The following is a 13,978-nucleotide window of genomic DNA, read 5'->3' as shown; positions in this document are numbered from 1 at the left end:
TCAATAAAAATGAAGAAAGAAGATAACCAGCAAAAAATAAAATTATGGCTAATACCAATAAACCATCCTCATCTAACCAAACCACATTAATACCAATACTAATTATTGCCGGACTATTTTTTATTTTTGGATTTGTAACCTGGATTAATGGCGCATTAATCCCGTTTATGAAAACAATAAACGAATTAACATCTGCGCAATCACTTTTAGTAGCATCAGCATCTTATATTTCGTTTGTGGTGATGGCTTTGCCAGCATCTTATATTTTAAATAAAATTGGATATAAAAAAGGGATGTCACTCGGATTGTTTATTATAGGATTAGGTGCTTTAATTTTTATACCAGCAGCTGAAGCGAGAACCTATTGGATGTTTTTGATGGGTATTTTTATTCAGGGTACAGGAATGACATTATTACAAACGGCATCAAATCCTTATATCACTATTTTGGGGCCAATTGAAAGTGCTGCAAAACGTATTTCTATTATGGGTATTTGCAATAAAATAGCGGGTGCACTGGGATCTTTAATTTTTGGAGCAATCTTATTATCAGGAATTGATGAAATCCAACAAAAATTGAGTGTTGTAAACGCTACAGAAAAAGCACAATTATTAGATACGATGGCTGATAGTGTAGTAGCACCATATTTAATAATGGCTATTGTTTTATTTGTTTTGGGAGTTTTAATTTTAAAAGCCCCCTTGCCAGATGTTGAAGCGGCACCAATTGAAGAATCAAAAGAAGGCGAAACAACAAAAACAAGTATTTTTCAGTTTCCGCATTTATGGCTGGGCGTATTAACTTTGTTCATGTACGTTGGTGTTGAGGTTATTGCTGGAGACACAATTATTGCTTATGGTATTTCATTAGGTTTTCCAGCAGCAGATGCTAAGTTTTTTACCACGTTTACCTTAATGGCAATGGTAGGTACTTATATTTTGGGTGTATTTTTAATTCCGAAATTTATTACTCAGGCTTTGGCTTTAAGAATAAGTGCTATTTTAGGCATCATATTTTGTTTTTGCATCGTTTTCACTACAGGTTTTGTTTCCATACTTTTTGTGGCAGCGCTAGGAATTGCAAATGCACTTGTTTGGCCGGCAATATGGCCTTTAACATTAAAAGGTTTGGGTAAGTTTACCAAAACAGCTTCGGCATTGTTGATTATGGCAATTTCCGGAGGAGCAGTTATTCCGCCTTTATATGGAAAAATTGTAGATTTAACCAAAGCCGATATGGTTTCGTTTGGAATCAATGATACTTTTGCAACAGCTCAAGCAGCTACAGAAGGATATTGGATTTTGTTGCCATGTTATATCATTATTTTATACTATGCTGTTTGGGGACATAAATTAGGCCTGAGCAAAAAATAATTCCCGCCATTAAATTGAAAAGTGAGATTTGAAATTGCCATTCAAATTTCACTTTAAAAACTTTTACAATACAATGATTTCAAAATTTCATTCAATACTATTATTCGTTTTGATAAGTATTACGTGTACTTCTCAAAAACAGAACCCACAAGCTTATAATATTAGAAATAATTTTATAACAGAAAAACCAATTACTACAAACAGTCACGCTGTAACTTTGGTCGAAATAAAACCAAACGAAATTATGGCGGCATGGTTTGGCGGAAGTTACGAAGGTGCAAAAGACGTTGGAATTTATTTCTCAAACTATAAAAACAAAACATGGTCTGCACCGCAAAACTTGATTAAACCTTTAATAAAGGAAAAAGACACTCTGGCTTGTTGGAATCCGGTTTTATTTAAAGCCAAAAGTAAAACCTTATACTTGTTTTATAAAGTCGGTAAAAATCCAAGAGAATGGTTTGGCGCTATGATTACTTCTAAAGATGATGGAACGACATGGAGCAATCCCGAATATTTACCAGAAGGTATTTTAGGTCCGATAAAAAACAAACCGATTGAAGCAACGCCGGGAGTTATTTTATGCGGAAGCAGTACCGAAAGTGTAGAAAAAAACGAATGGAGAAGCCACGTAGAAACCTACACGGAAGCAACCGGAAAGTGGGAGAAAATAAACATCGAAAACAATCAGAATTTCGATATTATTCAGCCGACATTTTTGATGCATTCAGATAAAAACATTCAGATGTTATTTCGAAGCAAACACAATAAACTAATTACAAGCTGGTCGCAGGATAGTGGTCAAAGTTGGAATCATACAGATAGTATAAATGTTGTGAATTCAAATTCAGGAATTGATGCCTTAAGTTTATCTAAAAAATCTTTTTTGGTAGTTAATAACCCACTAAAGCAAGGGAAAGACTGGTTCAATGGAAGAAATGTATTAGATGTTGAACATTCAAAAGACGGAATTCATTGGAACAAACTTTTCGACCTTGAATATCAACCCGAAGGAGAATTTAGTTACCCCGCTATTATTCAAACCTCAGATAAAAAAGTTCATGTTTTATATACTTATAATCGAAAATATATCAAGCACGTAAGTTTTGATGTGAATTAGATAAATAGCATAACTCGTTGCTATAATTTGTTTTAACACATAGAAACATAGATTTATATTGAAATGAGTAAAAAAAGAATATAAAAAGAAACTAGTTTCCCACACATAGTCCCAAAGAAACTATGTTTGTTAATGCAAGTGAAACGCCTTTTTTTAAGCTACGAATACTATGTCTCTATGTGTTAAATTAATAAACGCTTATGATGAAACTTTTTAAAAATTCAAAATTTAAGACTGTATTACTATTTACATTATTTGCCAATATTGCAATTAATGCTCAAAATGGAATCAATCCTAAAACATTTTACAAACACGATAAATATCTTTCGTCAGATAAAATGCAAGGTCGTTTTCCTGGAACAAAAGGCAATAATGATGCAGCAGCTTATATCGAAAAATATTTTAAGAAATATGGTCTGAAAAAGTTCAACGATAGTTATTATCAATCTTTCAGTCTTTTTGTAAAAGAAGGTTTGAATAAAGTAAAATCAGACAGCGTTAAAACCCAAAACGTTGTCGGTTATATCGAAGGATCTGATGAAAATCTAAAAAACGAATTTATCGTAATTGGAGCACACTACGATCATTGGGGTTGGGGCGGACAAGCATCCGGAAGTAAAAAGAAAGATGTTGTAGCGATTCACAACGGAGCAGATGATAATGCATCTGGAGTTTCGGCTTTGTTGTGTATATTAGAAGAATTATCTAAAGCGAAAATCAAACCAAAACGAAGTATTATTTTCATTTCCTTTAGCGGAGAAGAAGAAGGCTTATTAGGATCTAAATATTTCGTTTCGCATTTACCAGTCGAAAAAACCGCCGTAAAAGTAATGCTTAACATGGATATGGTGGGAAGATTAAATGCAGAAAAACAAATCTACATGGGTGGTGCCGGAACTTTTCCCGATGGAGTAGAACTAATGAAAAAACTTGGAGAAAACAGCGGGCTCAATCCCGTAATTCACGCTGGAGAAGTGGGAGGTTCTGATCATGTTTCATTTTACAAATCTGGAATATCTGTAATAGGTTTCCATACAGGAGGACATCCACAATATCATACTCCCGAAGATGATATTGATTTGATTAATGTTGAGGGTGGGGCTTTGGTGGCGAAGTATATTTATAAAGCTTTGACTTCAATTGCAGATTATGATGAAGAGTTAGTTTTTATAAATCAGGATTAGAAAAGATTGACATGGTGTTGAAAATCTACGACAAGCAGAATCCAGAAGCTTTTTATGTGTCTGAAAGGTTTATAAAGACTGCTTAATGTTTAACGACTTTTGGTGTATTGCTAAATTTTCCATTGGTTTATATATGATTACAACATAAAAAAGCAACCCAGTTACGAGTTGCTTTTTGTTTTGATTTTGTTTGTGTCTTGTTGCGGGCACAGAAAGAATTTCCGCGCTATCGTCGTGTTGATATATCTGAGCCATCTGGTTCATTGTAATTAGGTAATCGGGAAAAAACGTCAACACCTCCATCTCCCATAATTAGAAAATAATTTTCTGACTTTGAAAATCCTAAATATTTATTTCCCTCATAACTATTTTGTTGCAACTCTAAAAAATATTTTTTTCCATTCTTACAATTTAAGAGTCTAGGCACCTTAATATTCCAAGTAATGTCAAAAATTTCTATGTTCCATGTATGATCTTTTGTTAATAAATTTCCACCACCACCTCTTAATCCAAAAATAAATACAGTTTCAGACTTACTTTGAACAAAATAAGTCAGATTATCATCAGATATATTTTTTCTAAATGAATTCTCATAATCACTAAATATGATATTCTTTTTAAGAATATCATAAATAAAAATTCCATCTAGATTAATTAGTAAAATATTATCATCTGAAAGCCATCCAATTGCTATTATTCCATTTAGCCGAATAGCCGAATAGTACTCCCATTCAGCTGCTTTGCCAACTAAATTTTCGTCTGATAACTCATTAAATACGTTGGCTTCATATTTGTTTTTTAACTCTCGTAATCTCATAATTATGGGTTTATAATTCTATCACTACCCGGAACTTGCCACTTAAGAAAACCGTTTATTTTATTGGAATGAACCCCGCTCGTGTACGTTCAAAGATCTATAAAAATTAAACAAGTTTGAAAGTCTTTTTAGATTTATATTATAAGCTGGAAATAATTTCCAGACATTTTGATACAAAAAAACTATTGAAAACTTTTGTTATCAATAGTTTAATAAGACTAGGAAATTAATTTATCCCACTATATTTTTAAAATTAAGCCACAGCCAACTTCACACTAGAAGAATTAATTAATGACAAAGTTTGTGAATCTAACTGACCAGAAAAAAATGTATCTAAAACTTCCTTAAATACTGGGTCAGCATTTTCAACTTGTGAAAAAAGGCTCATGGATGAACGTAGTTTACGAGCATCCAAATCTCCCAAAATAGACTCAATAGATTTTCTTTTAAAAGTCAGTAAAAGTTTTGAAATTTCTATAAGATGTTTTGCTAATACGGGATGCTGCAAAAATTCACTAGCTTCTTTCAGATCGAGAATTGCATAATAATTGGCAACGCTGCTAGTGCCAAGTCCTTTTATTTGTGGAAAGATAAACCACATCCAATGAGTTTGTTTTTTGCCTTTTTTTATTTCTGAAAGTGCAGTAAGATAAAGTTTGTTTTGTGCATCTAAAAATCGCATTAAGTCAGTATCTAAGTAAACCATTTGTATTGAATTTTAAAAGGATTCATAAAAGTTTTGAGCGTTCCTATGCTTGATTAAATAAAGTCTAATTTGATTTTTATTAATCATTTTAACAACATGTCAAATGTAAATGCTGAATTCAATTTATTGTTTATATAATTTTAGTCACTTGTTATATAATAACAACTTTATAAGACTATCTTAACTTAATTAGTTGGTTTCTATCTTAAAATTTGACAATAATAGAAGAAAAATTCGTGCTGGAATTATAAGAATAATTTTATATTAAAAAACCCAAAAAGTTTTTTGAACTTTTTGGGTTAAAATAAATGTGATATTTAATGTATGTTTAAACCTGTTTGTAGTCACTATGCCAAACAGCTTCTTCAGGACCATCTCCTTTATGTCCATCTAATTGAATTACAAAGCTTTTAGCTGGAAAATATGGTGTGATATGGATGTCTAATAAAATTCTGTCCTTTTGAGTTTTATCTTGTTCAATTTTCATCACTGTAAATTTTTCAATAAGATTAGTTGGACCTTTAATTCCATCTAAAAACTTAATGATTTGGCTTCTTAAATCAGCTTCTGTTCTTGTTGTCCAGTTTTCAAAAGCTCTTCTGTTTAAAAAGTCGAAAAGTACTTTTGTAATGTGGTCAAATACTCTTACTACAGAGTAAGTTTGTAAACCTAAGTTGTCTCCGTTAAATAATGTTTTAGCAGAGAAAGCCATAATTTTACTATACTCATTTACCATTGGTACAAGACCCATTTTTTCAAGCTCTGAAATTTCGCTCTTTTTTAAATCAAAACGAACACTTTCTACTTCGTTTAGACCTCCAAATTTTTTACCCGCAACAACCTGAGACATTAGCGTTTTGTAGATTTTACCTGCTAAAGAAGTGGATGGCGGTACATATAAATTATCTTCCTCTCCAACTTCATCATATTTACTTCTTCCCAGTAAATAGTTACAAGTCATGATTGTGTTAGATTTAAATACATCGCCACCTGTATGATTTGCATTAAAGAAAATATCTATAACGTCATCTGGAGTTTCAAGATCTTGAAAATCGGTTAATAATACCGTTTTGTTTTCGTGTGCTATTTTAGACCATTTATCTAAAACGGCATTAGAACCTAAATAACCGGGTACTGAAAGAATGGAGTAGTTTTTTCTCAAATCTAGTCTGTCAAAATTTTGTTTTAATTCGTTTGAAACATAATCAATAAACAAAGTATTATCTAAATCTTTTAATTGAGATATATCTGCATTTACGATAGTTACATTTTTAATTTTATCGCTTTCAGCATTTTTATAGAATAAAGCGACACTGCGGTAAGATGTTTCTAACTCTCTTGAAACATTTAATGCGTATTTTAAATTCCTGTTTAATGTTGAATCTGCAGATGTAGCTTTTGCATTTGCCACTTCAATCATAGATTCAACAGAATCGTTGCCTTTTAATAAATCCAACCATAACTCAAGTCTATTGGTTAAAGTTGTTCTCTCATTTTCCCATTGTGCATCATTAAGAAAAATATTTTTTCTTGCTTTTCTCGTAGGGTTTAAGTTTGACAATCCGTCGATTACATTTTCTAAAAAGGCAAAACCGCCATATTCATTTAATAAATTTATTTTGCTGCCTTGTTCCTGTAGCAATTGTTCGGTTGAAGAACCATGACTTTTTTGTTCTTTAGTTTGAGTTGCCATATTTATAGTTTATTGTTGTTAATTTCATTCTTAGCGTTTTCAAGTAATTCAATTATAGCCTCTTTAACAGCAGGGTCCTGAATAGCTTTAATTAATCCTCTGTTACTGGATAGTTGACGCACAATTTTATAAGCTTGTTCTTTTTCAGTATTTAATTTATTTAAAAAAGGACTATTCTCCTTAATTGATTTTGCTCCAAAATCTCCTAAGTTTTGAAATACCATAGATTCATTTAAATCCGAACCTTCTTCAGTAGTAAATTCAAAATCTACACTTGGTTTGTACTTTTCAAACACAGCTTCTACTGTCTGCAAATCATACACAGCTTCGGGTCCCACCGGTTGCTCATTTGTAAGTTTTTGAATTAGTAATGTTCTGTTTGAAGGAATTTCTAAAATTGATTCATTGGCATCAACCTTCACTTCATTGCCACCAATACCATAATTGAACATGCTCATAATTTTATAAGATTTTTAGTTAATTTTGTAAAACTAATAAAAAAAAACTTCTAAATAATATTGATTTGTAAGTATTTTATTTGGATTTTTGTCGTACTATGTTAAAAAATTAGAAACACCATAATTTTTGTTAAAAAACAACTTAATATTTTTTAAGATGAAATATCTGAAATACCCCGTTAATTTTAAGTCTTTGCTTAAAGGTTCACAGGAGAATTTTTGTAAGATTGACGAGTCGATTGCGTACAATATTATGATGATAATTACAACTTCTTTTGGTGAGATTCCAGAGACACCAAGCTATGGCACGATTATTTGGGATTTAGAATTTAATCAACATATTAAAAAAAGAGACTGGGAAGATTTGGTCAGAAAATCATTATATGATTCAATTCAGGCTTTCGAAAAAAGACTAATTCTAAGTGAAGTTTCTATTTCTTTAGATGAAATTAATGATAAAGAATTAGGTTCAAGTATTAGAAGAAAAGCCAATATAGTCGTAAAAGGTTCCATCATAGAAAGTTTAATTCCATTTAATTTTCACACAAAGTTGAATATTAGCCCAATTTCGCAATAAAATAAAATATGAAAGACGTTAAGTTTATCGAAATAAAGAACAGGATACAAAAAAAATGCCTGGAAATTTGGGGAATTGAAGATATCAATATGGCAGATCCTTTGGTGATGATGTTATTAGATGTTTTTGTTCATGAACTTTACTATTTGTATCAGGAAGGAGTAGAATCTGATAATAAAATTATCGAACGAATTGCCCAGGAGATCGTACCAAGCCAGTGGAATTTACCAATGCCTGCTCATACTTTGGCAAGTACAACAGCTACCAAAGGTATTGTTATGCTAAATAATGATACCGAATTTGTTGTAAAATCAGGAATGGTCACCAATGTTGATTATGATATCTATTTTACACCTTTTACAAATGAAAATATTGTAGAAGGGGAGATTAGTTTTCAAATGTATGACTCATTTTTAATAGATTCTTCAAAAACGGTACAGCATTTATCGGCACAAAATAAGGTTTTAGATCATCGTATTTGGGTTGGATTAGATGTTTCGAAAGAAAATCTGGAAAAGCTTAATTCATTGAAATTTACTTTTATAACAGAAAATTCATCATTAGACAACTTTTTGCAATTTATAAAAGTAAAAGATTCTTTGGGGAATAATATTGAAATCGAAAATGAAACTTTTGATGAAGTTCAGGATAATAAACATTATGCCGAAAATATAAAATCATTTTATAAAAATTCTATTTACAAAGTAAAACTTAACGCAGAAAACCTGGTATACGAATCGATATTAGACAGATTTGAAATTGACAAGGAAGAGCTAAAAACCAGCAAAAAAGATACTGGATTGATCTGGTTAGAATTTATATTTCCTGAAATTTTTACTAAAACAGAATTCGATAAAATTCAAATAAAAATAAATACGTTTCCAATTGTCAATAGAAAGTTAAACAATAGAGTTCATAATGCTCAGATCGAAGGGCGTCTTTTCCCGATGAAAGCAGAGAGGAATACCCATTTTCTTGATGTAATGAAAATTTTTAACGAAAAAAATATTGAGTTTACAAATGGTATAAAACAGGCTAATTCACTTACCTCAAATACATTTACTATTTTTTATGGCGGATTAGAAAATTATGATTCAAGAAATGCAAAGTTTTTTCTTAAAAAATTAGCTAGGGCATTACGAGAAGATATTGGTTCTTTTTCTAATATAAATGCAGATTATATTGATGCCACGATGACCAGAATCAACGAAGAACTTAATTCGATCGAAAGCAAAATTAATAGCAGTTACAGTCAGGTTAACGAAGAGGAAGTATATGCTTTAATCCATGAAACTGAGAAATCTAAAATTCTTTATTACTCGTATTGGACTTCGAATGGACAAGTGGCCAATAATTTAAAAAAAGGCACCATTTTAAAACAAACCTCTATATCCGAATTAGCTCAGGATTCCACCATTTTTGAAACAAGTTCAATTGGAGGGATTTACAGGAATAATAAAGTCGAAAAACTAATTAATCTGCGTTACGGTTTTTTGTCAAAAGAGCGCTTAGTAACCAAACAGGATATAAAATCAGCGGTGCACTATCATTTAAGAAATATTACTAAAGATGTTTTAATTACAGATGGAGTAGGGATAAGCAGCAATAGAAAACAAGGAGTACACAGAACCATTGATGTCGAAGTTGTTTTACAGGAAAAATATGCTTTGCAGATAGAAAACAAGAAAAAAATAGAGATGTTTTTAAAAGAAACATTAGAAAAACAATCGGTTATGAACATTCCGTTTCAAATTACAATTAATTAAACTTATGAACGAATTAGATTATAGTCCAAGCTTATTATCTGCAATTAAATCTGCTAAATCATTAGCAATTCAGGATGGTCACAGTACATATGGGGTAGCTCATTTAGCGTATGCATTGTTATTTGAACCAACAGGATTAGTAGAAGTATTAAAATCACTATCTAAGGATATAGAATATATAAAAGAATGGTTTGACGTGAGAAAAGAAGTATATACTTCTTCTCAAACCAATGATAATAGCATTACAAGTGATACCGAAGTTGAAAACGTTTTTACAGAATCAAATTTCAATAAAATTAGATTAGGGGCCGATTCTATCGATGCATTTTGTGTTTTTATTGCCATTATTAAACCCGGATTGGTTTATAGCGACAAACAAATTGATGGCTTAAACTTAAGCGATAAGGAACTTTTGAAACACTTTGGACTTAGAAATAATCAAAAGAGTTTTAGTCTGGCAGACAATGCAGATGAGCAGGAAACGATCGACATTAGCTATTGCGATACTTTATATAAAAAAAATATTATTGAAGAAGGAAGCAGTATCATTGGCAGAAATAGAGAAGTTCGATTGATACTTGAAAATATAGAAAGATATGAAAACCATGGTATTTTATTAATTGGAGAATCTGGTATTGGAAAAACAAGTATTATAAAAAACCTTATTCACAATTTACACGAAACAGATCCTAATTTCTTTGAAGAAACACTTGTTTTATCTTTAAATGTTTCTAAACTCGTTGCAAATTGCAGTAATGAAAATGAGATTTCGAAAAAGCTTATTGAAATTTTCGAAAAATTATCCAAAAACGGAAAAAGCATTCTTTTTATTGATGACATACAGGTGTTGTTAAACTCATCAAACTCAAAATCAAATGCTGTAATCAATATTATTAATACGCAATTAACTCAGGGAGATATTAATATTATTGCCTCAATTGATGCAGATTCTTATAGAAAATCAATTGAAGGAACTACAATAAATGGAAAATTTGAGAACATTTTTATTGAAGAACTGGATTATTCTTTATTGGTTGAATGTTTGAATATTTATAAAAATAAATTAGAAAAGCATTATAAAATAACCATTAATGAAGAGGTAATACAGGAAGCAATTCATTTGTCTAAACGATTTTATAAAGAAAAAAAACTGCCTTACGGAGCAATTGATTTATTAGACAGAACGGCTTCATCAGTAATTGTTTCTAACGCAAATTCATTAGTAGAAATTGTAAAAATAAAAGAACAGATAAAAGAATCTGATCCCGCTGATGAATCAAAAATGAGTTTGCTTGAAAAGGAAATATACAATCGAATAAGCTGTGTTGTAACTAGTAAAATTGATGTTACAGAAAATTCGAAAAGACAAAAAAATGAGCCGGTTACTTTTGAAGATATCGAGAAATTAGCATCAAACATTGAAAATATAGCCAAAGAAAAAATTACGGTTGTAACAAAATCTGAGATTCTGGCAGTGGTTTCTAATGCGACCGGGATACCGTTGGGAAAAATAAGCGCGGGCGAAAAAGAGAAGCTTTTAACAATCGAAGACAAACTGCAAGAAAGGGTAAAAGGACAATCGCATGCTATAAAAACGCTATCCGAAGCTATTATCGAATCCCGAAGTGGTTTGAGTAATCCTAAACAACCTATTGGATCCTTCTTTTTCTTAGGGCCAACAGGAACGGGAAAGACAGAATTGACAAAAACGCTGGCTGAATTGTTGTTTGATGATGAAAATGCGATGATTCGATTTGACATGTCAGAATTTAAAGAAGAACATTCGGCAGCTTTATTATATGGTGCTCCTCCGGGATATGTAGGGTATGAAGAAGGAGGGATGCTGGTTAATAAAATTAGGCAAAAACCATATTCAGTTGTACTTTTTGACGAAATCGAAAAAGCACACAGTTCTGTTTACGATGTGTTTTTGCAAATTATGGATGAAGGAAAAATTCATGATAAATTAGGACGTGAAGGTGATTTTTCTAATGCGATCATCATTTTTACTTCAAACATTGGAAGTCAATGGATTCAGGAGCAAATAGAAAGCGGTCATTTACCGACTTCTAATCAATTAATTGAGATAATGAGCCAGCATTTCAGACCTGAATTTTTAGGCCGTTTGACAGAGGTTGTTCCATTTGCGCCTATCAATATAGAAATTGCCAAAGCCATCTTTAAATTACACTTAAATCGCTTGCAAGAGCAATTAATAAGCATCAAAAATATTTCATTTGATCTATCAGATGGTGCTTTAGAATATCTGACAAATAAAGGATTTTCTAAAAAATATGGCGCCAGACCTATTGCCGGAATCGTGAGAACGTATCTAAAGAAAACAATTTCAAAATTAATTATATCAGAAGCTATTCTTGAGAATGAAGCTATTGTTTTAGATATAAAAGAAGATGAGTTTATTTGGGAAAAAAAGTAAGTTATGGAACAGGATATTACAGTTTTAAAACAACAGCTTAATTTCAATTTAAGAGGTGAAATTCTTTTTTATGAATTACAGAATATTCTAAAAGATGATACCGAAGTTTTTGTTAGGCACAAAGGTCTTTCAAAAAGAAACAATTCCAGAGATGCTATTGATCTTTCTTCAATGTTATATCAGGAAGATTCCAGATTTACCAAGGAAGCGCTTGTTTTGCATTTGGCGAAAAACAGCATTTACCATAATTTACCTGAACTGCTTTTTCATCCCTTGTCTGTTAGCAATCCTACAATGTCAAACAAAGAGATTGTAGAGGCGGTCAGAGAAAATAAAGAAACAGAAAAGAATGCTTTAGATTTCTTTATGCCTTTTGATAATGAGATTTTTTTTGCCAATACTCATTATGCGATCAGAAGCTTACACTTGTTTCAGGACAAGATTGATTTGTTTCTAAATATAGTAGATGAACTAGTTGGTATTGATTTTAATTTATCTAAAGAACAAAAAAAGAATCTGTTCATTTATTTATGTGAGGCTGAAAAACTAAAAGAAAATCTTCCGGAGCTGGAGAAAGTTTTAGAAATGCTGCTAGGCAATGTAGTAAAACTAAAATATAAAAAACATGTATTTACGACATCTCCTTTTTTAAAACTAAGCGAAGGTACTTTAGGCTTTGATTTAGGACTTAGCGGAGCGGTAGAAAGTGAGATTGATGATGTTGAGGTGACGTTATATTTTGAAGGAAATATTGATTATCCCATTTTAGAAAACAAGATGGAGCTTACGCGAAAAGTATTAGAGTATTTTCTTATTAGTAACAGAAAAGTTGATATTGTTTTTTTTAATAACTACCAATTAGGGATAAAACTAAACGAAAACTATTTAGGTATAAATACCATTTTATAATTTTTAAACTATAATAAAAGAGATAACATTCACTTATGAATACAATACTACCCTTTTTTTTAAAATACCTTTTAGCGCCGTTTTTGATACTTATTATAACGCTCATTATGAGTCAGTTTTCGAGTATAAAAATAAAAGCCAAGGCGGCCATAATATTTATTTTATGCTTTTCGCTTATAGCAGCTTTACCTTGTTTGTTTGCGTTTTTTAACAATGAGTTTATTTGGTTTGGCTTATTGTTTTCAGTATTATGGTACTTAATACTCGGAGTTGGATTGTTGTATTTTATGGATTCAGCCATGTTTCAAAAGATAGAAATACAAAATAGTGCTCCGGCAAAAGTTTTTCTTTTTTTAATTGTAGCAATTCTCTCTTCCTGGATTTACTATCTGGCGTTTAATTATATCGCGATTTCCAGTTATGCACATATCAGTATGCTTAATATTCTATGGTTATTTGCGCCAATCTTTTTTCAGGAATCAAAGAAAAAATATTTACAGATTCCTGAGTCATTTTATGAATATTGGAGGGTTGGAAAAGAACGTAAAGACATTGAGTATTGGGACAATATTGATAAGTTTCGTTTAATGCAGGTATCAATACATATAAAGAAAAAAAGCAATTCTGAATTTTTTTCAAAATTTGATGTAAAAATTGCCCAGGATGTTAATCTGGGTAATTGGTTTGATAAGTTTATTGAAGACCAAAATTATAGATTTCCCAATGATGCCATTGAATCCAGTGCTGAACATGAAGATAAGGGATGGACTTTTTATACAGCAAAATATTTCAGTTTTCCTTTGTTTATCAGGAATCTGAGTCCTTATCAGACGATTTCAGAGGGTAAACTAAAAAACAAACAAACCATTTTTGCTAAAAGAGTTACTTTGAAAAAGCAAAATCCAATAGAGGAATAATTAAAATGAAGTATGGAATAC

General features: G+C 31.2%; 12 protein-coding genes. 8 read left to right on the top strand and 4 right to left on the bottom strand.

Annotated elements, in window-relative coordinates; all coding sequences use genetic code 11:
- The first annotated feature begins 44 nt into the window (after positions 1 to 44).
- The 3 genes from AC4FQ3_RS06885 (at position 45) to AC4FQ3_RS06875 (ending at position 3,677) form a co-directional block, all read left to right on the top strand.
- Entirely contained in the window at positions 45 to 1,373 is a 1,329-nt protein-coding gene (locus tag AC4FQ3_RS06885; RefSeq protein WP_491181371.1) for a sugar MFS transporter, read from the top strand.
- Between the two features lie 73 nt (positions 1,374 to 1,446).
- The gene (locus AC4FQ3_RS06880; RefSeq protein ID WP_491181370.1) at positions 1,447 to 2,493 is read left to right on the top strand and encodes a sialidase family protein; all 1,047 of its coding nucleotides are present in this window, start codon (positions 1,447 to 1,449) and stop codon (positions 2,491 to 2,493) included.
- Positions 2,494 to 2,693: 200 nt separating this feature from the next.
- A complete protein-coding gene (locus tag AC4FQ3_RS06875) occupies positions 2,694 to 3,677 on the top strand; it encodes a M20/M25/M40 family metallo-hydrolase (protein WP_491181369.1) in 984 nt (327 codons plus the stop codon).
- A gap of 226 nt (positions 3,678 to 3,903) precedes the next feature.
- On the opposite strand, the gene AC4FQ3_RS06870 is transcribed toward AC4FQ3_RS06875, so the two are convergent.
- The 4 genes from AC4FQ3_RS06870 to AC4FQ3_RS06855 form a co-directional block, all read right to left on the bottom strand.
- A complete protein-coding gene (locus tag AC4FQ3_RS06870; protein ID WP_491181368.1) occupies positions 3,904 to 4,494 on the bottom strand; it encodes a hypothetical protein in 591 nt (196 codons plus the stop codon).
- 253 nt (positions 4,495 to 4,747) lie between these two features.
- Positions 4,748 to 5,200, bottom strand: a complete 453-nt coding sequence (locus tag AC4FQ3_RS06865; protein ID WP_491181367.1) for a DUF1810 domain-containing protein — start codon at positions 5,198 to 5,200, stop codon at positions 4,748 to 4,750.
- Positions 5,201 to 5,528: 328 nt separating this feature from the next.
- Complete coding sequence (locus AC4FQ3_RS06860; protein ID WP_042566699.1) at positions 5,529 to 6,893, bottom strand: DUF5458 family protein; 1,365 nt, start codon at positions 6,891 to 6,893, stop codon at positions 5,529 to 5,531.
- 2 nt (positions 6,894 to 6,895) lie between these two features.
- A complete protein-coding gene (locus AC4FQ3_RS06855; protein ID WP_042566698.1) occupies positions 6,896 to 7,351 on the bottom strand; it encodes a hypothetical protein in 456 nt (151 codons plus the stop codon).
- A gap of 157 nt (positions 7,352 to 7,508) precedes the next feature.
- On the opposite strand from AC4FQ3_RS06855, the gene AC4FQ3_RS06850 reads away from it, so the two are divergent.
- The 5 genes from AC4FQ3_RS06850 to AC4FQ3_RS06830 are packed head-to-tail and all read left to right on the top strand — an operon-like array spanning position 7,509 to position 13,957.
- Positions 7,509 to 7,928, top strand: a complete 420-nt coding sequence (locus AC4FQ3_RS06850; RefSeq protein WP_042566697.1) for a GPW/gp25 family protein — start codon at positions 7,509 to 7,511, stop codon at positions 7,926 to 7,928.
- An 8-nt stretch (positions 7,929 to 7,936) separates the two neighbouring features.
- Entirely contained in the window at positions 7,937 to 9,694 is a 1,758-nt protein-coding gene (locus AC4FQ3_RS06845) for a hypothetical protein (RefSeq protein WP_491181366.1), read from the top strand.
- A 4-nt stretch (positions 9,695 to 9,698) separates the two neighbouring features.
- The gene (locus AC4FQ3_RS06840) at positions 9,699 to 12,131 is read left to right on the top strand and encodes an AAA family ATPase (protein WP_491181365.1); all 2,433 of its coding nucleotides are present in this window, start codon (positions 9,699 to 9,701) and stop codon (positions 12,129 to 12,131) included.
- Positions 12,132 to 12,134: 3 nt separating this feature from the next.
- Positions 12,135 to 13,040 carry a hypothetical protein gene (locus AC4FQ3_RS06835; RefSeq protein WP_491181364.1) on the top strand — a complete coding sequence of 302 codons (906 nt, stop codon included), beginning with the start codon at positions 12,135 to 12,137 and terminating at the stop codon, positions 13,038 to 13,040.
- Positions 13,041 to 13,075: 35 nt separating this feature from the next.
- Positions 13,076 to 13,957, top strand: a complete 882-nt coding sequence (locus AC4FQ3_RS06830) for a TssN family type VI secretion system protein (RefSeq protein ID WP_165587219.1) — start codon at positions 13,076 to 13,078, stop codon at positions 13,955 to 13,957.
- The last annotated feature ends 21 nt before the right edge of the window (positions 13,958 to 13,978 follow it).

It is taken from the genome of Flavobacterium sp. AK-345 (genome assembly GCF_058310175.1).
The sequence above is the reverse complement of the archived record's forward strand: the minus strand, read 5'-3'. Positions and strand labels throughout refer to the sequence as shown.

What these genes read in the sequence shown, in the direction of transcription:
- AC4FQ3_RS06885 (WP_491181371.1), top strand. Translation starts at nt 45, where the DNA reads ATGGCTAATACCAATAAACCATCCTCATCTAACCAAACCACATTAATA.
- AC4FQ3_RS06880 (WP_491181370.1), top strand. Translation starts at nt 1,447, where the DNA reads ATGATTTCAAAATTTCATTCAATACTATTATTCGTTTTGATAAGTATT.
- AC4FQ3_RS06875 (WP_491181369.1), top strand. Translation starts at nt 2,694, where the DNA reads ATGATGAAACTTTTTAAAAATTCAAAATTTAAGACTGTATTACTATTT.
- AC4FQ3_RS06870 (WP_491181368.1), bottom strand. Translation starts at nt 4,494, where the DNA reads ATGAGATTACGAGAGTTAAAAAACAAATATGAAGCCAACGTATTTAAT.
- AC4FQ3_RS06865 (WP_491181367.1), bottom strand. Translation starts at nt 5,200, where the DNA reads ATGGTTTACTTAGATACTGACTTAATGCGATTTTTAGATGCACAAAAC.
- AC4FQ3_RS06860 (WP_042566699.1), bottom strand. Translation starts at nt 6,893, where the DNA reads ATGGCAACTCAAACTAAAGAACAAAAAAGTCATGGTTCTTCAACCGAA.
- AC4FQ3_RS06855 (WP_042566698.1), bottom strand. Translation starts at nt 7,351, where the DNA reads ATGAGCATGTTCAATTATGGTATTGGTGGCAATGAAGTGAAGGTTGAT.
- AC4FQ3_RS06850 (WP_042566697.1), top strand. Translation starts at nt 7,509, where the DNA reads ATGAAATATCTGAAATACCCCGTTAATTTTAAGTCTTTGCTTAAAGGT.
- AC4FQ3_RS06845 (WP_491181366.1), top strand. Translation starts at nt 7,937, where the DNA reads ATGAAAGACGTTAAGTTTATCGAAATAAAGAACAGGATACAAAAAAAA.
- AC4FQ3_RS06840 (WP_491181365.1), top strand. Translation starts at nt 9,699, where the DNA reads ATGAACGAATTAGATTATAGTCCAAGCTTATTATCTGCAATTAAATCT.
- AC4FQ3_RS06835 (WP_491181364.1), top strand. Translation starts at nt 12,135, where the DNA reads ATGGAACAGGATATTACAGTTTTAAAACAACAGCTTAATTTCAATTTA.
- AC4FQ3_RS06830 (WP_165587219.1), top strand. Translation starts at nt 13,076, where the DNA reads ATGAATACAATACTACCCTTTTTTTTAAAATACCTTTTAGCGCCGTTT.